General features: G+C 73.2%; 16 protein-coding genes, 1 pseudogene and 1 riboswitch. Of the genes and pseudogenes, 11 read left to right on the top strand and 6 right to left on the bottom strand.

Features of this window, described 5'->3' with window-relative positions; all coding sequences use genetic code 11:
- Window positions 1-74: 74 nt before the first annotated feature.
- Complete coding sequence (locus tag ACWGJB_RS21615) at window positions 75-1,133, top strand: NAD-dependent epimerase/dehydratase family protein (protein ID WP_453381754.1); 1,059 nt, start codon at window positions 75-77, stop codon at window positions 1,131-1,133.
- 25 nt (window positions 1,134-1,158) lie between these two features.
- Here ACWGJB_RS21615 and ACWGJB_RS21610 read toward each other — a convergent pair.
- A pseudogene (locus ACWGJB_RS21610) lies at window positions 1,159-1,512 on the bottom strand (C40 family peptidase); the annotation flags it as partial.
- A 1,727-nt stretch (window positions 1,513-3,239) separates the two neighbouring features.
- Window positions 3,240-3,414: riboswitch (cyclic di-AMP (ydaO/yuaA leader) on the bottom strand.
- Between the two features lie 397 nt (window positions 3,415-3,811).
- On the opposite strand from ACWGJB_RS21610, the gene ACWGJB_RS21605 reads away from it, so the two are divergent.
- Window positions 3,812-5,752, top strand: a complete 1,941-nt coding sequence (locus tag ACWGJB_RS21605; RefSeq protein ID WP_453381953.1) for a DUF1996 domain-containing protein — start codon at window positions 3,812-3,814, stop codon at window positions 5,750-5,752.
- Window positions 5,753-5,826: 74 nt separating this feature from the next.
- On the opposite strand, the gene ACWGJB_RS21600 is transcribed toward ACWGJB_RS21605, so the two are convergent.
- Window positions 5,827-6,468, bottom strand: a complete 642-nt coding sequence (locus ACWGJB_RS21600) for a lipoprotein (protein ID WP_453381753.1) — start codon at window positions 6,466-6,468, stop codon at window positions 5,827-5,829.
- 279 nt (window positions 6,469-6,747) lie between these two features.
- On the opposite strand from ACWGJB_RS21600, the gene ACWGJB_RS21595 reads away from it, so the two are divergent.
- The 4 genes from ACWGJB_RS21595 to ACWGJB_RS21580 all read left to right on the top strand — a co-directional run bounded on the left by ACWGJB_RS21595 (window position 6,748) and on the right by ACWGJB_RS21580 (window position 11,103).
- Window positions 6,748-8,064, top strand: coding sequence for a lipase family protein (locus ACWGJB_RS21595; RefSeq protein WP_453381752.1), 1,317 nt, complete (start codon window positions 6,748-6,750; stop codon window positions 8,062-8,064).
- A 52-nt stretch (window positions 8,065-8,116) separates the two neighbouring features.
- Window positions 8,117-8,575 carry a flavodoxin family protein gene (locus tag ACWGJB_RS21590; RefSeq protein WP_453381751.1) on the top strand — a complete coding sequence of 153 codons (459 nt, stop codon included), beginning with the start codon at window positions 8,117-8,119 and terminating at the stop codon, window positions 8,573-8,575.
- A gap of 107 nt (window positions 8,576-8,682) precedes the next feature.
- Window positions 8,683-10,830: a hypothetical protein gene (locus ACWGJB_RS21585; protein ID WP_453381750.1), complete on the top strand. Its 2,148-nt coding sequence runs from the start codon at window positions 8,683-8,685 to the stop codon at window positions 10,828-10,830.
- 21 nt (window positions 10,831-10,851) lie between these two features.
- On the top strand, window positions 10,852-11,103 hold the full coding sequence (locus ACWGJB_RS21580) for a hypothetical protein (protein ID WP_453381749.1): 252 nt from the start codon (window positions 10,852-10,854) through the stop codon (window positions 11,101-11,103).
- Between the two features lie 37 nt (window positions 11,104-11,140).
- Here ACWGJB_RS21580 and ACWGJB_RS21575 read toward each other — a convergent pair whose 3' ends face one another.
- Window positions 11,141-11,872: a DUF6454 family protein gene (locus tag ACWGJB_RS21575; protein ID WP_453381748.1), complete on the bottom strand. Its 732-nt coding sequence runs from the start codon at window positions 11,870-11,872 to the stop codon at window positions 11,141-11,143.
- 298 nt (window positions 11,873-12,170) lie between these two features.
- A complete protein-coding gene (locus tag ACWGJB_RS21570) occupies window positions 12,171-12,779 on the bottom strand; it encodes an ATP-binding protein (protein WP_453381747.1) in 609 nt (202 codons plus the stop codon).
- A gap of 328 nt (window positions 12,780-13,107) precedes the next feature.
- Between ACWGJB_RS21570 and ACWGJB_RS21565 the strand changes: the two genes are divergently transcribed.
- The 4 genes from ACWGJB_RS21565 (at window position 13,108) to ACWGJB_RS21550 (ending at window position 15,899) form a co-directional block, all read left to right on the top strand.
- Window positions 13,108-13,983, top strand: coding sequence for a helix-turn-helix domain-containing protein (locus tag ACWGJB_RS21565; protein WP_453381746.1), 876 nt, complete (start codon window positions 13,108-13,110; stop codon window positions 13,981-13,983).
- A 1-nt stretch (window position 13,984) separates the two neighbouring features.
- Window positions 13,985-14,221 carry a DUF397 domain-containing protein gene (locus ACWGJB_RS21560; protein WP_453381745.1) on the top strand — a complete coding sequence of 79 codons (237 nt, stop codon included), beginning with the start codon at window positions 13,985-13,987 and terminating at the stop codon, window positions 14,219-14,221.
- A 165-nt stretch (window positions 14,222-14,386) separates the two neighbouring features.
- Complete coding sequence (locus ACWGJB_RS21555; RefSeq protein ID WP_453381744.1) at window positions 14,387-15,202, top strand: SAM-dependent methyltransferase; 816 nt, start codon at window positions 14,387-14,389, stop codon at window positions 15,200-15,202.
- Between the two features lie 235 nt (window positions 15,203-15,437).
- Window positions 15,438-15,899, top strand: a complete 462-nt coding sequence (locus ACWGJB_RS21550) for an SRPBCC domain-containing protein (protein WP_453381743.1) — start codon at window positions 15,438-15,440, stop codon at window positions 15,897-15,899.
- Between the two features lies 1 nt (window position 15,900).
- Here ACWGJB_RS21550 and ACWGJB_RS21545 read toward each other — a convergent pair whose 3' ends face one another.
- Window positions 15,901-16,686: an NPP1 family protein gene (locus ACWGJB_RS21545; protein WP_453381742.1), complete on the bottom strand. Its 786-nt coding sequence runs from the start codon at window positions 16,684-16,686 to the stop codon at window positions 15,901-15,903.
- A 230-nt stretch (window positions 16,687-16,916) separates the two neighbouring features.
- Between ACWGJB_RS21545 and ACWGJB_RS21540 the strand changes: the two genes are divergently transcribed.
- The gene (locus ACWGJB_RS21540; protein ID WP_453381741.1) at window positions 16,917-18,572 is read left to right on the top strand and encodes a carboxylesterase/lipase family protein; all 1,656 of its coding nucleotides are present in this window, start codon (window positions 16,917-16,919) and stop codon (window positions 18,570-18,572) included.
- Here the strand turns inward: ACWGJB_RS21540 and ACWGJB_RS21535 are convergent.
- Window positions 18,552-19,736, bottom strand: a complete 1,185-nt coding sequence (locus tag ACWGJB_RS21535; protein ID WP_453381740.1) for a PP2C family protein-serine/threonine phosphatase — start codon at window positions 19,734-19,736, stop codon at window positions 18,552-18,554. The genes ACWGJB_RS21540 and ACWGJB_RS21535 overlap by 21 nt on opposite strands.
- Window positions 19,737-19,775 lie beyond the last annotated feature (39 nt).

Here is a 19,775-nt window from a genome sequence, read left to right as displayed (position 1 = left end):
CCACCCCGGGCATCCACCAACCTGTCCTGTGCGGCGCACCGAGGCGCGGTGGCCGGAGGGCGAGGGGTGAGAGCGTGGACGCACGCGGGGAGACGACCGTCGCGGTCACCGGCGGCAGCGGATTCGTCGGCGGCCATCTGGTGCGCAGGCTGCTGCAGCGGGGCTACCGGGTACACGCGACCGTCCGCAGCTCCTGCCACGCGGCCAAGGTCCGGCCCCTGTGGGAGCTCCAGGAGGCCTTCCCCGGCCGGCTCACCCTGTTCGAGGCGGACCTGCTCAAGGACGGCTCATTCGACGAGGCGTTCCGCGGCTGTACGACGGTCTTCCACGTGGCCTCGCCGTTCCTGATGCCGGAGCGGATCAGGGACGGCCGCCGGGACGTGGTGGACCCGGCGTTGCTCGGCACCTGCAACGTGCTCGCGAGCGTGGAGCGCGCCCCGGACGTGGCGACCCTGGTCTTCACCTCCACCGTCGGCGCGATCTTCGGCGACTACTCCGACGTCCGCGAGATGGCCGGCGGGATCCTGACGGAGAAGTACTTCAACACCACCAGCACGGTGGCCGGCAACCCCTACCACTACGCCAAGACGGTCGCCGAGCGTGCCGCCTGGGACGCCGAGGCCGCCCAGGACCGCTGGCGCATGGTCTCCGTCAACCCCGGCCTGATACTGGGCCCTTCGCTCACGCCCGCCTCCGAGTCCGGCAGCCTGTTCCTGCTGGACGAGCTGTTCAAGGGCTACTTCTGCTACGGCGCCCCGGACTTCAGCTTCACCACCGCGGACGTCCGCGACGTGGCCGACGCGCACATCGCGGCGGCGGAGAACCCGGCGGCAGGCGGCCGTTACATCGTGGCCAACGAGACGATGACGTCCTTCCACGAGATGTCCCGGATCATCCGCACCCGCCGTCCATGGGATCCGCGTCTGCCGCGCACCGCGCTCCCGCACTGGCCGGTACGGATCCTCGGCCCCTCCTTCGGCCTCACCCAGGACTACATACGCAAGCACCTCGGGATCCGCTTCCGTGTCGACAACAGCCGGGGCGTCAAGGAACTGGGCCTCACCTACCGGCCCGTCGAGGAGACCCTCCTGGACCACCACGAGAGCTGGCGCACGCGGCGGCGGAGGGTCTGACCCCGAAGAACCCGACCTCCGGGGTTCAGGCCGGGCGGACCACCCGGTGGATCGCCGACTCCCCGGCGGTGTAGATCGACTCCTCGCGGATGGACGCCCCCGGGCTCGGCGCGTGGATCATCATGCCGTTGCCCGCGTAGACCCCGACGTGGCTGTCGTTGTCGAAGAAGAAGACCAGGTCACCGGGCTCGATGTCGGCCAGCGTCAGCGGGGTGCCGGCGAAGGTCTGGTCCGGCGCGCTGCGCGGCAGCGACACTCCGGCGGCCCGCCAGGCGGCCTGGGTGAGGCTGGAGCAGTCGTACGACTCCGGCCCGGTCGCGCCCCAGACACACGGCCGCCCGATCTGTGCCCGGGCGAACGCCAGCGCCTTCATGGCCTTGCCGGGCTCGGCCGCGGCACCGGGTACGAGGAAGGAGCCGGTGTCGGTGACGGCCGCGGCGGGGTAGACGGCCGGGGGCGCGCTCGGGACGGGCGCGGTGGGCAGCGGGGCGGTGACCACGGGGGGTGCGGTCGGGACGGGGGCGGTGACCACCGGGGGCGCCGTCGGGACGGGGGCGGTGGGGACAAGCGCGGTGGGGAGCGGGGCCGGGGCCGCCGGGGCGGCGGTGGCCGTCGCCATGGGCGGCACGGTCAGTACGGCGGGGGAGGCCATCATCGCCCACGGCGGGTCCGTCACCGCCGTCGGTATCACCGCCGTGGGCATCGGCCCATCGAGCGCGGTCGTGGCCGGTGCGGTGGCGTAGGCGGCGGCCGTGGGCTGCATATCGGCGGCGTAGCCGCCCATGTCCGCGGCGGGCGCCGCAGGGAAGGCGCCGATGCCGTAGTCGGCCGACGGCATGGCGGCGGTCGGCATGGCGGCAGTCGGCATGGCGTACGGGGCGGTGGGATAGGCGGTCTCCGCGGCGGCCGGGGGCGCGCCGAGGTAGGCGGCGGTCGCGTCCGGCGCCATGCCCGGGAAGGAACCGGTGGCCATCGTGCCCGGGACCGGCGCGGCCGGCATGGCGGGGGCGGCGGTGGGGAACGCGGCCGTGTTCGTGGGGGCGGCGGTCGGGAACGCGCCCGTGTCGGCCGGCATCGGGAACGTGCCCGTCGCGCCCGGCGTCATGACCCGGAAGGAACCGGTGTCGCCCGGGCCCGCGGCGGGCATCGCACCCGCGTCCATGGGGGGCACGGCCGGGAAGCCGCCCGTGGCGCCCGGAGACATGACGCGGAAGCCGCCCGTGTCCGCCGGGGACATGGGCTGGGCGGCGCCCGGGGTCATGACCCGGAAGGAGCCGGTGTCCGTCGCGGGCACCACCGGGATGGCACCCGTCTCCGTCACGGTCACCGCCGGGAAGGCGCCGGTGCCGGTCAGGGCGTCGGTCCGGAAGGAGCCGGTGTCGCCGTACTGGCCGGGCATACCGGCGGGGGCCGGCCACTGCTGCGCCGGGACCTGGGCCTCGGGCGTGGGCCAAGGGGTCTGGGCGGGAGGAGCCGCCTGCGGAGCCGGGGCGGGCGCGGCCGGTTCGAGCGCCGCGATCGCACGCTGTCCAGTGCGCTGCGACAGCACCTCGCGCGCCTTGGCGATCTTCAGCTGGCTCTTGGTCTTGGCCGTGCCCGGTGTGGCCCGCCGCGGCGCGGCGGCGGGCAGCGCCTTGGCCGCGCTCGACGGTCCCGGGGGCAGTGCCGCGGGGGACCCGGCCGTCAGTTCCAGCTTCGGGCGCTCCGTCAGTTCGCGGACGACCTCGATGTCGCTGTTCGCGGACGGCCCCGCGGTCAGCTCCGGCCGGGACGGGCCGGAGCCCTCCAACTGGCCGAGCAGGTCGGCTGCCATCGCGCTGACGGGCCGTCGCGGGCCGGGGCGGTCGGGCTGCCGGTCGGAGGGGAGCGCCGCCGGGACACTCGGTCCCAGCCGCGAGCGTGCGCTGTCGAACCACTCCTTGGCGATGTTGTCGAGGCCCGGGTCGTCGCGCCGGGGCCGCTTGAACAGCGGGACACCGCGGGACCGCGAGCCCCCGTTCATCGCACGTGTGGCGTTGTAGTTCCCGGTGGCGTTCTCGGCCTGGTCGTAGAGGCTGTCGATCCGCTGTCGAACCTCGTCACGGCTCTCGGGCGCCATGGGGGTCGTGCTCCTTCCGTGCTCCGCCTACCGAGTTAGCTGTCGGGTTCGGGCGGGTCGATCCGGAAGGCATGCCCTACGGCCCTTGCCCCTAAGGGCAGTTGGCCGATTCACCCCAGTGGTTCGGATGGGTCCCCGGCTCCGGATCGCCCCGTTGGGCACCGGATTCGGCGGAGGCCGCGCGGCCCGACGGGATTCGCCGGGGGGAGCCGAGCGGCTTGCCCGTCAACTTAGCCAACTTGTGTCACTCGTGTGAAGGTTGAAGTGCGTAATGTCCGATACGTAATTGTGATGTTCGTCGTAGCGTTCGAGAACCGGCCGTCGCGGGACGGCATTTCGCCCGCGTGGCGATCACCGCCGTACGCCCGTCGGAGCGGTGCCGGCGGCGGCCCGGGGGACTGCTTCCTGTGAGGTCACCGTGAATTCGTGGGGTCGTTGAACACGGAGGTGCCGCGCCGCGTATAGGGCGGGGGAATTCCATGCCCGGCCGACCACGACATGCAGGGGAACGACCTTGAGACCCAACAGGCGCAGACGCCCGACCGGCGCACAACGCGCGACCTTCGCAGCGGTCGCCCTGATGCTCGGCGGCGGAACACTGGTCGCGGTGAACGTCTACGCCTCGGCCACCGAATCGGACCAGCAGTCCGGGCAGACCGCCACCGCTCAGGTGTTGTCCGCGCCCACCGTCTACTGCCCCGACATCGGCAGCCGGCTGACGGACGTGCCCGACGCGGCCCGGGAAGACGTCGACGGTGAACTCGCGCAGCTGGACCAGCAGATCGTGGCCGCCTACCAGCAGCTCAAGGAGTCGGCCGCGGCGATCCAGCAGAACCCGGGCCTCGCCGACCAGACGATCCTGGATCCGCTGAAGGAGAAGCGGTCCGAGTCCCTCCAGCGGATCGCCGACGCCATCGACCGCGAGGGCGACCGCCCGCAGGGCCTCGACGACCTCGCCGCCTGCACCCTGCGCTCCTCGGACCAGGGCGGCGGGCAGTCGGCGTCGCCGCAGGACGGCGCCACACCGAGCCAGAGCGCCAGTGCGAGTGCCGGCGCCGGCATCGGCGGTCAGGGCGGCAACGGCCCCGTCGCCGCCGACTACGCCGACATCACCACCGTCCAGCCCAATGTCACGACCCCGGCCGAGCAGCCCGGCGGCTCCACCGGCACCTTCGCGTCCAGCTGCGGCGTCAACGCGAACGGGCTGTTCAACTCGGACAACGTGATCGTGGCGCCCGGTGTCTCCAACGGCGCCCACCACTTCCACGACTACATCGGCAACCAGTCCAACAACGCCTTCGCCAGCGACGACGACCTCGCGAACGCCGACACGAGCTGTGCGGACCAGGGCGACAAGTCCACGTACTACTGGCCCGTGCTGCGGCTGCAGAACGGCAAGCAGGAGCGGGACGCCGACAAGCCGGGCGGCGGCACCGAGGGCAACGCCGGACAGATCGTGACGGCGAAGGAGGTCACGCTCACCTTCGAGGGCAACCCGACCTCCAAGGTCACCGAGATGCCCCGGCTGCTGCGCATCATCACCGGCGACGCCAAGGCCTTCGTCAACGGCCCGGCCAACGCCAACGCCTCCTGGAGCTGCACCGGTTTCGAGGACCGGCAGCTCAAGGACAAGTACCCGCTCTGCCCCTCGGGCAGTGACGTCGTGCGCACGTTCAGGTTCCAGAGCTGCTGGGACGGCCGGAACATCGACAGCGCCAACCATCGCACCCATGTGGCGTTCGCCGCGGCCGACGGCAGCTGCCCGGCCGGGTTCCAGGCGATTCCGCAGCTGGTGCAGCGCATCGTCTACGACGTCGACGCACCGAGCCTCCAGGACGGCGGCCGTACGGTCCCGCTGTTCGCGGTGGACTCGTTCCCCGAGCAGCTGCACAAGCCGGTGACAGACCACGGCGACTTCATCAACGTCTTCGACGAGAGCCTGATGCGGAAGATGGTCGGCTGCATCAACTCCGGCCGCACCTGCGGGGCCGGGGCCGACGAGCAGCCGCCGTCGCAGAGCGCCGAGCCCGACCCGTCGCAGAGCGCCGACCCCGGCCCGTCGGAGTCGGCGAGCCCGGAGAACCCGCCGTCGGAGTCGGCGAGCCCGGTCACGGAGCCGAGCGACACGGCTTCCCCGGCCGACCCGCCGGCCGAGACCGAGAGCGCCCAGCCCTCAGAGCCCGCGGCCGAGCCGTCCGCCACGAAGACCGGCTCCGGCAACACCGGTCTGCCGCACGTCTACACGAGCGCTTCGCCCAAGAAGTCGTCGGGCACCGGAGGCGGTGTCATCAGCAAGCCGACCGAGCGGCCCGAGACCCCGGCCCCGACCGGCACGGCGAGCTCGGCCGGCGCCGCTCCGGCGGGCCAGGAGAACCCGTCCACCGCGCCCCAGACCGAGCCGCAGGCCGTCCAGGGTGATCTCGCCGAGACCGGCGCCCACCTGTGGCCGGCCGTCTTCGGTGGAGTGCTGCTGGCCGCCGGGTTCGTGCTGCTGTGGCGCACCCGGTGGAGGTCGTCCTGACGCGTCCGACGCGACTCCGCCCGGCCTCGGCCTGACGGAGCCGACGCGGCTCCGCCTGACCCCTGTGCCCGGGGTCAGGCGGAGCGCAGCGTCCGCTGGGCGAGCTCGAAGGCGGGGAGCATCTCGTCGTGCTCCGCGCTGTCGAGCCCGCCCAGGTGCAGTACGACGGGGCCGCGGGGCGTGACCACGGCCAGCGCGGACTCCCTCTTGGTCTCGTCCAGCAGCTTGCTCGTGCAGACGTAGTCGACCCGTACCCCGGCGAGCCGGCCGGACGTGAAGGTCCGGTACTCGGCCTTGCTGGTGCCGTCCTCGGCGGCCACGAAGGCCCGCAGCACCGCGCCGGCGTCACCGCTGCCCGGCTTTCCGGCCGACACCCGCAGGAAACCGACGGCCCCGGCGGGCTTGGCGTCGATCTCGCAGGCCAGGGTCACCGGACCCTGACGCAGCAGGCTCTGAGCCAGGTCGCCGTCCGTGCCGTTCGAGGCGACCGCGGCCAGGCCGTCGACGGCCTCCGCCCGCCAGCCGCGGGCGATGTCGAACGCGACCGGCAGCGCACAGGCCGAACCGGCGGCGCCGACCGTGCCTCCGCTCTGGGCCGCCCCGCTGGACGACTGCCCCGAGTCCGTGACGCCGGTCGCGCGCGCCGACACCCCGCACCCCGTCAGCAGCCCCGCGAGCAGGGCGAGCGGTACGGCTCTTCTCCGCAGGGTCCCCACCCGTTGCCTCCCCTTCGGCGTCCCGGCGGGCCACTGTAATCGAGGGCTCCGGCCCGGCCGCACGGATATTCGGCGGGGAGCGCTTGACGGATGCCGGTCCGGAGAACACTTGTTGACTGGCCGTCATATTACTGAACCGTAACCTCACGGCCGCTACCGCCGGTAACACTCTGCTCGCTACCGTCGAGGAAGCCGCACCCGTCCCCTGGGCCGCACCGGGGACGCCGCTCCTCGCTCCCCGCACCACCTCCCACGTCCCGCACGTCAAGGAGGTACCCCATGCCTGTTCGCAGCCGCCTGCTGGCCACCGCCGTCGCCGCTGCCGCCTGCCTCTGTGTCCAGACCGTGCAGGCCACGGCCTCCCGAGCGGAGGTCTCCCGGGACGTCACCATCCCCGCCTTCTACGATCCGCCCGCCGGCCTCCCCACCGCCGACGGCACCCTCATCCGCACCGAACCCCTCCCGCTGGCCCTGAGCCTGCCGAGCCTGCCCGGTCCGCTGCCGGGCCGCGCGACCCGCCTGATGTACAAGTCCACCGACTCGGCGGGCGGCCCCGTCGCGGTCACCGGCGCCTACATCGAACCGACGCTGCCCTGGCTCGGCCCCGGTGCCCGCCCGCTGGTCGCCCTGGCGCCCGGCACCATGGGCCAGGGCGACCAGTGCGCCGCCTCCCTGGGCCTGGAGCACCCGCTGCTCCTCAACGGCCGGACGGTGTCCGTCGGCTACGAGGACCTGTCGATCTACCGGCTGCTCGCCGAGGGTGTCGCGGTCGTCGTCACCGACTACGTCGGGCTCGGCGCGACCGACCGGCTGCACACCTACGTCAACCGGCTGGACGGCGCCCACGCGGTCCTGGACGCCGTACGCGCCGCCCGGAGCGTCCCCGGCGCCACGGTCACCGCCGCCTCGCGAGTGGGCCTGTTCGGCTACAGCCAGGGCGGCGGCGCGACCGCGGCGGCCGCCGAACTCCAGCCCGACTACGCCCCGGACGTCACCCTCTCCGGCACCTACGCCGGGGCGCCGCCCGCCGACCTCACCGCCGTCACCGCGGCCATCGACGGCACGGACCTGGCCGGCGCCCTCGGCTGGGCGGTGAACGGCTTCGTCCAGTCCGACCCGGCGCTGAAGCCGATCGTCGACGCCCACCTCGGCGCCGCGGGCCGGGCCGCCCTCACCGACCTGTCGACCATGTGCGTCGGTGACGCGATCCTCGCCTACGGCTCCCAGCGCAGCACCGCCTGGACCACCGACGGCAGTTCCGTCTCCGACATCATCGGCGAGGAGCCCGCACTCCAGGCCTTCCTGGACGACCAGCGCATCGGCAGGACGGCACCGGCGAGCCCGGTCCGGCTGGCGACCGGCGTCAGCGACGACCTCGTCCCGCACGCCCAGGCCCGCCGGCTCGCCGTCGACTGGTGCGCCGAAGGCGCGGACGTCACCTATGTGCCGGTCGTGCTGCCGGACGCGGGCCGCGCCCTGCTGAACCACTTCGGGCCGCTGCTGACCGACCAGGGCGACGCCGTCGCCTGGCTCACGGCCCGGCTGTCCGGCCTGCCGGCCGTCTCCAACTGCTGGACGGTGCCCGCACAGCCCTGACCGGCGGCCCCGCCGGTTGCCGTCGGCGGGCCGCGCACGGCAGGGTGCCGGTGTGCCCACCTTGCTGATCGTCCATCACACCCCATCGCCGCACTGCCAGGCCATGTTCGAGGCCGTGGTCTCCGGGGCGACGACCCCGGAGATCGAGGGGGTGCGGGTCGTGCGGCGGGCGGCCCTGTCCGCCACGGCCTCCGACGTGCTGGCAGCCGACGGCTACCTCCTCGGCACCCCGGCCAACCTCGGTTATGTCTCCGGCGCCCTCAAACACTTCTTCGACCAGATCTACTACCCGTGCCTGGACGAGACACAGGGCCGTCCCTTCGGCGCCTATGTGCACGGCGGCAACGACGTCACCGGCGCCCTGCGCGCCCTCGACTCCATCACCACCGGCCTCGGCTGGCGCCGGGCGGCCCCGCCGGTCACGGTGACCGGCGAGCCCGGCAAGGCCGACCTCGAGGCGTGCTGGGAACTCGGCGCGACCGTCGCCGCCGGCCTCGCCGACGACGCCTGACGGGCTCCGCACGGCGCTCACCGTCACCCGCATGGACGAAGGTGCGCGCACCGGGTCCAGGGCACACGATGGGACCAGGCCATGTCGTCGATCCGAGGGAGCGCCGGATGGCAGCGCACCGGCATGCCTCCGGGCCGCCCACGGAGGAACTGCTGCGGGAGTGCGCCCGTGACGTCGTGGACGTCGCCGAGGGCATCCGCGAGGTGTGCGCACGGACCAGCTCCGTCCTGTTCGCCCCGGCGCTGACGGGTTCCGCGCGCCGCCGCCCCCGCACCGGCTACGCAGCCCGCTGGGCGCTGCTGCGGGCGCTGACCAACAGGCAGGGGCTCGGCGGCGCGGCGATCGTGGCACCGGACGGCGTGGGCCGTCTCCTCGGCGCGGCGGGGGAGGCGCTGGGCCGGGAGTCCCTGGCCGCGCTGGTGGCGGTCACCTCGCTGCGGCTCAGGATCGCCGCCGTCCTGCTCGACCACCCCGAGTTCCGGCACGACCCGGGCATGCGCCGGCTGACGGCCGCGGTCACCGCCGACCGGGACTTCGAGGCCGTCCGCGCGCTGCGGGCCCTCTTCAAGGACCAGGACGCCCGGCGGGCGCTGTCCGCACTGGCCCCGATCCTGGCTGAACTCCTCGCCATCCGCGGCCTGTTGGGCGAGGACCCGGTCAACGACGAGACCGCCTGGGCGCTCGCCGCCGGCCGTGAGCTGACCGCCGACCCGGCGCGCGGCATCAGCGCCGCCCACTCCTCGGCCCCGGACCGGGGCGAGGGCGCCGTCCAGGCCGTCGAACCGTCCGCCCGGGAGGCCCAGGGCCTCGCCACCGAGGGCTCCCTGCTCGCCTTCCTGCGCAACCTGGACGTCCTCGACGCCGAGGGCCGCGTCCTGGTCCAGGAGGTGCGCGGCCCCGACGGCGTGCTCCGGTACGTCGTCCAGGCACCCGGCACCGCCCCCGGCCGCCCCCGCGACGACTCCCCGCAGGACTTCGCCGACGCCTGGCGCAACCTGTTCATGACCGACTCGCCCTACACCCGCTCGATCCTGCTGGCGATCCGGGACCACGGCGTCCCGCGCGGCGCCGACCTCGCGCTCGTCGGACACGGCGAGGGCGCGATCGCCCTGCTGAACCTCGCCCAGGACGAGGAGTTCTGCCGCGCCTACCGGGTCACCCACGTGGTCGCCGTCGGCGCGCCGATCGACCGCCGGGAGCCCGCCGACCCGCGCACCTGGGTCGCGGGCATCACCAACCGGCACGACATCGTCCCGGCCCTGGACGGCCGCGGCACGGGCGCCGCCTTCGGCCCGCGCCCCAACCGGTACCGGGCCGACTACTCGGGCCCCGACCACGAGTTCCCGCGCTGCCACCTGCTCCGCGTCTACATCGACCACCTGGAGACGGTGATCCCGCAGGTCACCCAGGACGTCGACCAGGCCCTCACCCCCTACCGGGGCCCCGTGGAACGCACCCGCGTCTACCGGCTCAGGGACCGCTCCCACCCTCCCCAGGGCTACCCCCTGCTGACCGTCCCCACCACCAGCGTCCCCACCTCGGCGGGCCCGGTCGACGTGCCGGTCCGCTACTACGACTCCTCCGCCGCCCACCTCTGCTACCCGGTCGACGCGGACGTCGCCCGCAGCCTGCTGCCGGACGTCACCTGGATGGTCCCCACCCGCTTCGGCCGCCGCGCCCTGGCCGTGCTGTCCCTGTACGAGCACCGCTGCACCACCATCGGCCCCTACACCGAACTCGGCCTGTCCGTCCTGGTCGACGACCTGTGGCGGCCGCACGCCTACGACCTCGCCAGGGACCTGCTGCGCCGCGTCGACCTGCGCCGCACCGGACGGTACGTCGTCGCGCTCGCCGTCGGCACCCGGGAGGCGCGGGCGGTGGCCGAGGAGCTCTGGGCCCAGCCGGCCGTGCACGGACCCGCCGAGGTCGCCCTGCAGGGACGTGAACTCCGGGTCGAGGCACCGGAGCTGGGCCTGAGCGTCGAGGGCAGCCCCGGCCCCGGTGTGCGCTGTCCGGAGGCGGAGTGGGTGCTCTACGGCCGCCGGGGCGACAACACCGTACGCACCCTGGTGCGCGCCGACGGCCGACCGCGCGTCCACACCCGCCCCCGGGTACGGCTGCGGCTCGACGGCGGGCACGGGCCGCTGGCCCGCCAGCTCCAGATCCTCGAACTCGACACGGTCCGGCCCGGGTTCGTCCTGACCAGCCCACGGTTCATCGCCCACAGAAGCGCCGGCGCGCCGCTGCCGCGCTGAGCCGAGAACAGGTGAGCCCTCATGGTGACCGAACCCCGTCCCGCCACCGCCGCCCCCGAACTCCTCGCGTACGTCGACGACCTGAGAGTCGACGCGGACCGGATGGACGGCTACGCGCGACGGCTGCGCGGTGCCGCCGTCACCCTGGCCGGCTGTGCCGAGGCACCGGAGTGGAGCGGGACCACCCTGGAGCGGCAGGCGACGGCCTGCGCGGCCGCGGCGGCCCAACTGCGCTCCGCGGCGACGGCGTTGCTGTCCCACGCGACGAACTGACCGGCGGCCGGCCGGGCGTATCGCGGTGCGCCCTGCGTCAGCGGCGCAGTGCCGCTTCCAGGACCAGCAGGCACGTCTCACCCGGTGCCGAGGAGTCGTCGGGCAGCGCGTACAGCCGGAGCCGGTCGGTGCCGGCGATCTCGAAGTCCACGGCCCTGACGGTGACCGCGCGCCCGGCGGGGGAGCGGGCGGTGACCGCCGCGCAGTCCTGGACACCGACGTGACGGCTCGGCACGGGCGCCCCGTCGACGGGTTCGCCGTCCGTGGACAGCACCAGGACCCGCCGGCCGCCCCAGGTCGCCGCGTGCAGCAGACCGGTCTCGGGGTCACGGGCGATGTCCCGGAGGTGGTCCGGGTACCGGAACATCTCCTCCACCTCGCCGGCCGCCGGGTCCAGGCGGTACACGATGGACCGCGAGTCGGGCCGGTCCTCGGCCACCGCGACCCACACGAACTGTCCGTCGTGGGTGAGACCGCCGGCGTGGTAGACGGTGTCCTCGCCGATCTCCCAGTGCCGCAGCAGCCGCCCCCGCCGGCTCATCTCGAAGAGGTGCCCACGGCCCGTGCCCGGGGTGTACGACGTCCCCTCCGGTCCCGCGGTGGCCCCGGCCGGCCGCAGGATCTCCGAGCTGCTCACGAAGAAGCTGCCGTCGGCCCGGTCCATGCCCTGGGGGCGATGGCAGACGAAGTCCAACGGCACCGTGTCCACGAGGATCCACTCGGCGGCCCCGGCCACGCGGGCGATGGCCTCGTCGACCGTCGGTTTCATCGAGGTGCCGCCTTCCGCCGCGGGCCCCTTCCCTCGATGATGCGGCGCGACCCCGACGGCCGCATCCCGTGCCGGCGCCCGCCCTGCACACACGACGGCCCGGGCCTCGCAGGAGGCCCGGGCCGCGGGGCGTGACGGGGAGCGGGGTCAGCCCGCCGGGGTGGTGTGGGGTTGTTCGGGGCCGGGCTTCGGACGGGTGCGGGTCCAGGACGGGTCGGCAGCGAGGTCGGGATCGGGTGCGGGGGGATGGTTCATGGGACGACGTGCTTCCTGAGATGTGGGGGAGAAAGCGGGGAGGTCAGTCCGGTGCCGTCGACAGCTCGGCCCAGACGACGCGTGCGGAGGATCCCTCCGGCGCGACCGTGACGCCCCAGTCGAGGCTGAGCGCGTCGACCAGGAACAGTCCGCGCCCGTTCTGCTCGTCGGGTCTGGCCTGCCGGGGCGCCGGGAGCGTGAAGCTCCCGCTCTGGTCCTCGACCTCGATACGGATCCGGTCGGGGACGGCGTGCACCCGGCAGATGATCCGCCGGCCGGCCGAGTGGACGATCGAGTTGGTGACCAGTTCGGAGGTCACCAGGACCGCGTTGTCGCAGGCCTCCTCGCACACGCCCCACGAGGCCAGCAGCTCGCCCACGCTGCGGCGGGCGTTGCCCACCGCCCGGGGCGTCGGCGCCAGGTCGAACGCCAGGCTGTGCGGGACGGGCCGGTCCCCGGAGGCGAACCGGTCGAGGCCTTGCGGCCCAGGGAGTCGACCGAGGCGTTCGCCTCCGGGTGGTCGGGGGATGCCCGTCGCGTCCGACGGGCGGTGCGGGCCCTCGGCGGCGGCCGCGAGGGCCGGTCGGGGCAGGCCGGGTATCCGGTCGTCGGGCAGTCGGTCGAGCGGCTGGGGGAGAGAGGGCGGGGCCATCGCCGTGCGCCTTTCGTCCGGCTTCGCAGCGTGGGGGGCTGAGCGGTCGCATCCGCCCCTGCCGCACGCGGGCAGACGACGACCCGTGCCTGGGCGACACCGGATCGCAGCTCAGTCTCCCCCAACTGGACTGCTTCGCCTGCTCCTTGGTCGGTCGGAGCAGTAGGTCCACTCTGGCATCTGCCAACATCGCCTCGCAACCAGCAAGTTGAAAATTGCAAGAAGTGAAGTGCATGCTGCTCCCGACAGGAAGTGATCGAATGAGTCCGCGAGCCGATCACGAACGCGTGAGACGGTGACCCTGAAACCTGGTGCGAGGGGGTAGGGCGTGACCTCGGAGACCGACTGGGGCGGTGCCCCTTCCGTCCTGCGCATGATCCTCGGCCGGCAGCTGGAGGAGATGCGGACCCGGGCGGGGCTGACCTACGAGCAGGCCGGCACCGCGATCGGCGTCAGCCACTCCACGATCCGCCGGATGGAGGCCGCCAAGGTGGCCCGGCTCCGGCTGGCCGACGCCGAGAAGCTGCTGCAGATCTACGGCGTGACGGACCGCCAGGAGGTCGACACCTTCCTGCAGTCGGTGCGCGAGGCCAACAAGCGCGGCTGGTGGCACACCTACCGCGACGTGATGCCGGACTGGTTCGCCGCGTATCTGAGCCTGGAACAGGCCGCGTTGCAGATCCGCGCCTACGAGAACGAGTTCGTGCACGGCCTGTTGCAGACCCGGGAGTACGCCGCCGCTCTGCTCGGCGCCGGCAACCCGCACGCGCCGACCGAGGCCACCGAGCGCCGGGTGGCGCTGCGCATGCGCCGCCAGGAACTGCTCACCCGCGAGGCGCCGCCCAGGCTGTGGGTCGTGATGGACGAGACGGTGCTGCGCTGGCCGGTCGGCGGCGCCGGGGTGATGCGCGCCCAGATCGACCATCTCATCGAGATCAACCGGCTGCCCAACGTCACTTTGCAGATCATGCCGTTCGCCAACGGCCCGCACCCGGCGATGCGCGCCGGTGCGTACCACCTCTTCCGGTTCCGGGCCCCCGAACTGCCCGACATCGTCTATCTCAACGGCCTGGTGGGCGCCGTCTACCTGGACAAGAGCGAGGATGTCGTGGTCTACCGCGAGGCCCTGGACCGGTTGGGCGCCCAGGCGGCGCCCGCCAGGAAGACCGAGGTCATCCTCGGTGCGATTCGCGAGGAGCTCTGACGTGCACCACCCCGTACACAACGGCATTCCGTCCCGGCAACTCGGCGCGCGCGGCTGGTCCAAGCCGTGGAGCGACGACGCCGGCGGCGCCTGCGTGGAAGTGAAGAAGCTCGCCGACGGGCGGATAGCGGTACGCCAGTCGACCGACCCGGACGGCCCGGCGCTGGTCTTCACGCCCCGCGAGATGACCAGTTTCCTGTCCGGTGTGAAGGCGGGTGACGCCGACTTCCTGATGTGAGCCCTGTTCCCGGAACTTCCTTGCTATAGCTGATCGTTGACCAACCCCCCCCACACCTCACACCCCCACACCTCTCACCCCCCACCGGCACCACCTCGCATCGGTACCCCCTCGGTACCGCCTCTCCACCCCCCGCACCCCCTCACCCGAATGGGAGACACGGCGTTGCCCGACAACGGATGGCCGGCCGACCGCATCGACACCGAGAACGCGCACTCCGCCCGGATCTACGACTACATCCTGGGCGGCAAGGACTACTACCCCGCCGATCAGGAGGCGGGCGACGCCATGTCCCGGGAGTGGCCCGCGCTCCCGGTCCACATGCGTGCCAACCGCGACTGGATGAACCGTGCCGTGCGCTGGCTCGCCGAGGAGGCGGGGGTGCGCCAGTTCCTGGACGTGGGCACCGGCATACCCACCTCCCCGAACCTCCACGAGATAGCCCAGGCGGTCTCCCCCGACTCCCGGGTCGTCTACGTGGACAACGACCCCATCGTCCTCACCCTGTCCCAGGGCCTGCTCTCCAGCGCGCCCGAGGGCAGGACGGCTTACATCGAGGCCGACTTCCGCGACCCGGCGGCCATCCTGGACGCCCCCGAGCTGCGCGACACCCTCGACCTCGACGAGCCGGTGGCGCTCACGGTGATCGCCATCGTGCACTTCATGCTGGACGCGGACGACGCGGTCGGTGTCGTACGACGGCTGCTGGAACCGCTGCCCTCCGGCAGCTACCTGGCGATGTCCATCGGCACCGCCGAGTTCGCGCCCGAGGAGGTGGGCCGGGTCGCCCGCGAGTACGCGGCCCGCAACATGCCGATGCGGCTGCGCACCATCGACGAGGCCCACAAGTTCTTCGAGGGCCTGGAACTGGTCGAGCCGGGCATCGTCCAGGTGCACAAGTGGCTCCCGGACGGCCATGGCGAGGAAGGCATCCGCGACGAGGACATCGCGATGTACGGAGCGGTCGCCCGCAAGCCGTGACCCAGAGCTCCGGGGGGGGGGGCCGCGGACGAGAACCGGGCCCGGCCGCGCGGGTGGGGGGGGCCGGGGGGGCCGGTGCCGAACACCCGGCCCCCCCCCGCGGGCCACCCCCCCCCCCCCCCCCCCGCTCCTAGCCGCGCCCCGCCCCCCCCCCCCCGCCCCCCCCCGCCCCCCGCGGGGCGCCCCCCCCCCCGGCCGCCCCGCCCCCCGCTCGTCTCACGGGTACCGTGAGGGCATGACCAGCACGCGCGTCACCCGGCGGGTACAGGCGCCCCCGGCCGCCGTCTACCGGGCGCTGCTCGACCCGGAGGCGGTCGCCGCCTGGCGGACGCCCGACGGCATGACCGCCCGGGTGCACGCCTTCGACGCCCGGGAGGGCGGCGAGTTCCGGGTGTCCCTCGACTACGACGACCCCGGGCGCGCCGGCAAGTCCGGCGGGCACACCGACACCTACCGGGGGCACTTCGCCCGGCTGGTCCCGGACCGCCTCGTCGTCGAGGTCATCGACTTCGAGACCGCCGACGACGCCGTGCGCGGCACCATGACGATGACGACGGCCCTCACCGCGGCCGACGGCGGCACGGACATCGAGGTGCTGCACGAGGGCGTCCCCGAAGGCGTCCGCCCCGAGGACAACGAACTGGGCACCCGGATGGCCCTCGACAACCTGGCCCGGCTCGTCGAGGGCCCCACCTGACTCAGGCGTTCGGGTCGAACGAGATCCCGGACGGCATGGAGTACGACAGGTTGGAGTTGAACGAGCCGTCCTTGATCTTGATGGTGGCGTCGCCGAAGTCCGCGTTCATCAGCTTGTCGCGGTAGCCCGCCGGGTAGCCGTCCCAGCCCACCAGACGCGGGTAGAACCAGCCGCCGGTCACGTTCTCCGGCGGGTCGTCGTTGGAGTTGGCGAAGCGGAAGTCGTGGGTGGACACGCCGTCCTTGTGGTAGACGATCTTCGGGTGGGTGCCGTCGAACCGGATCGCCGAGGCGGCCGCCACCTGGTAGCTGCTGTGCTGCGACACCGAGACGTACTGCACCTGGTTGTTCTGGATCCACACGATGACGTGTTCCCAGTCGTGCCGGTGCCCGATGGCCAGCGGCCCGAGCGTCGCCTGGTCCTTCTCGAAGTAGCTGGCGTACATCACCGCGCACCAGCCGTTGTTGCACTTCTCGCGGGAGTAGGTGTTGGCGTTGGCGAGCTGCGCGTAGTCGTGGCAGTGGCCGTTGACGTCACCGCCGAGCGCCAGGCCGGGGTTGATGGTGCCGTCGGCGCCGATCGCGGCGGTGGTGTAGCAGCCGTCGCCGTCGTAGTCGTAGGCCGGGGAGAAGGTCTGTTCCAGTCCGTCGGCGTTCTGCGGCAGCAGGGTCAGGACGTCGGCGTGCGCGGTGGCGGGCACGGCGACGACCAGCGCGAGGGCGCCGAGGGCGGCGGCCAGAGCCTTGCGCAGCGGCCGTCTGCGGGTGGGGGACTGCAGGTTGGGCATGTCGACTCCCTGTCTCTGAAAGGCGAAGCGGAGTCTGACAGTCAGCCAATGGTCAAGACCACCCTTACGACTTAACTTTGACCCAAAGACAATTGAACAGCTCGGTCAACTCCATTGCTGTCAGAGGCTGTTGACCTGCTGTGAGTAGCTCGGATGCGCTTGCCGCGCCACCCGGCCCGACGCCAGGCTTCTCGTCGGCTCGCCCCCCCCACGACCCGAAAGGGAGCCCGGTGAACGACAGAGACATGCCTCCGGCCGCGCTGAACCGTCGCGGCTTCCTCGGCGCCGCCGCGGCGGCCGGGCTGCTCGGCACGCTGCCCACGCCGGCCGAGGCGGCCCGGAGCGCGGCCGACGCCGACCCGGTCACCACCGAGTCCGGCCGGGCCACCGGAGTCCAGGGCGGCCTGCGGGGTGTCACCGTCTACAAGGGCCTCCCGTACGCCGCCTCCACCGCCGGCGCCAACCGCTGGCGCCCGCCGCAGCCGGCCCCCTCCTGGGACGGCGTCCGCGCCGCCGACAGCTGGGGCCCGGCCTGCCCGCAGCCCGTCACGGGCATCCCGGCCGACCAGGTGCCCGAACTCGGCGAGGACTGCCTCAACCTCAACATCTGGACGGCGGCGACCGGTTCGGGCAACAGCCGTCCCGTCCTCGTCTGGCTCTACGGCGGCGAGCAGGCCCTGTGGTCAGGCCAGGAGATCTACGACGGCTCCCTGCTCGCGTCCAAAGGCGTGGTCGTCGTGACCCCCAACTACCGCGTCGGCCCGCTCGGCGGTCTCGCCCACCCCGAACTGACCGCCGAGTCCACCTACGGCGGCTCGGGCAACTGGGGGATCCTGGACGCCGTCGCCGCCCTGGAGTGGGTCCAGCGGAACATCGCCGCGTTCGGCGGCGACCCGGACCGGGTGACCCTGGCCGGCTGGGCGCAGGGCGCGTCCGTCGCCAACACCCTGCTCGCGTCCCGGCGCGCCAGGGGTCTCTTCCACCGTGCCCTGCTCTCCTCCGGCGTCCGGTACACGAAGGACCCGGCGATCGCCCGGGAGACCGGCCGCTACCGGACCCTCGCCGACGCCGAGGCCAACGGCACCGGCTTCGCCGCCCGGCTGGGTGCCGACAGCCTCGCCGCACTGCGCGCGCTGGGCGCCGACGACATCGTCGCCGGGGCCCTGGCGGACTCCTCCGCCGACTTCGGCCAGGTACTCGACGGACACGTCCTGCCGGACACCTACACGGCCGTGCTGGCGGCTCGCGCCGAGACCGACGTGCCCGTCCTCACCGGTGTCTGCCAGGACGCGAACGGCGCCTCGCCCGGACTGAGGACGACGCTCGACGCGTTCCAGGACCACGCCCGGTCCGAGTTCGGTCCACTGGGGCTCGCCGACACCTTCCTGGAGCTGTACCCGGCGGACAGCGACACGGCGGCGGCCCAGCAGTACAACGCCTACGCCCGTGACGAGGAACGCGTCTCCGCCTTCCTGTGGGCGACCCAGTTCAAGGACACCGCCGGCAACACCGGTCCCGTCCACACCTACTTCTGGACCCGTGTCCCGCCCGGCCACGACGCCACCAACCCGGCCATCGGCACCGACGTGACCGGCGCCTTCCAGGGTTCCGACGTCTACTACCTGCTCGGCTACCTCTACAGCACCGACCGCCCCTGGACCTCCCAGGACTACGACATCGCCGACACCACCGCCTCCTACGTCGCCCGCTTCGCCGCCACCGGCGACCCGAACGGCGGCTCCCTGACCGACTGGCCCGCCCTCGCCACCGACACCCCGCGGACGATGGAACTCGGCGCGGACTTCGGCACGTTCGCGGTGGCGGACAGCGACGCGAAGCTCGCCTTCCTGACGACCTACCTGGAGTCACAGACCAGGGAGTTCTGAGACGTCCCCGGTCCGGGCGCCGCCGTGGCCGAGTATCCCGTGGTGACGGCGGTGCACGCTCGGGGTGCGGTGCAGGGCGATCAGGGCCGCGTCGTCGCCGAGGTGGCCGCCGGCATGGGTCAGCAGATCGCGCCGCACGTGGTGGATCAGGGCCTCGGGAGAGCCGTCGGTCCACTGTGCCACCCGGTCCGCGAGCGGATAGAAGCGGCGCCGGACGTCCCGCGCCTCGGTGACCCCGTCGGTGTACAGCAGCAGGGTGTCGCCCGGCTCGAAGGAGAACACGTCCAGCGTGTACTCCGTGGCCCGCGACCCGCGCACGCCCAGCGGCGGCGACGGATGCAGGCTCGGGACGGTGACCGCGTTCCCGGGGCTGAGCAGGAGGGGCGGCGGATGGCCGCAGCTGGTCATCCGGGTGACCGGGTCCAGATCCGGGATCTCGATCAGCAGGGCGGTCGCGAACCGCTCGCCCGCCTCCTCCGGCGACTCCAGGTCCGCCGCGTACCGGGTCACGCTCTGCTCCAGGACGGCGGCCAGCTCCGGCAGGCTGATGTCCCGGTGCGCGGACTCCCGGAACGCGCTGAGCAGCAGCGCAGCCTCGCCGATCGCGGCCAGCCCCTTGCCCCGGACATCGCCGATCAGGACCCGGACCTGGCCGTCGGCGCGGGTGACCGCGTACAGGTCGCCGCCGATCTGGGCCTCGTCCTCGGCGGCCAGGTACAAGGAGGCGATCCGCAGCGGGCCGATCTGCTCGGGCAGCGGCCACATCAGCACGTGTTGCGCGGCCTCGGCGACCGAGCGGACCTGGGCCAGCTGGGCACGCCGCCGGTCGCGGATCGCGCTGTAGACCACCACCATCACCGAGAGCAGCGTCAGGGTGACGATCTGCACGATGTGGTTCGCGGTGGCCAGCCCGCCGTGGAACACGGCGATCACCACCTGGGCGGCCACCGCGAGTGCCCCGACCAGCGCGGTAGCCCGGGGGCCGGAGAACGACGGGGTGAGCGCGGGGGCGATGACCAGGGCGGGACCCAGATGGATGTTCTCCGGCGCGCGCAGGTCCGCCACCGCGATCACCACGATGAGTGCGATCGGGAGCAGCAGCAGCGCGTGGGACGACTGCCACTGCCGCCGCAGGACCGCCGCACAGCTCCGCAGCTTCCCCATGCCACCAGCGTGCCCCACCCCCCATCGAGCGGCCACCGA

It is taken from the genome of Streptomyces sp. NPDC054813 (genome assembly GCF_053611365.1).
This window is presented reverse-complemented; position numbering and strand designations above follow the sequence as displayed.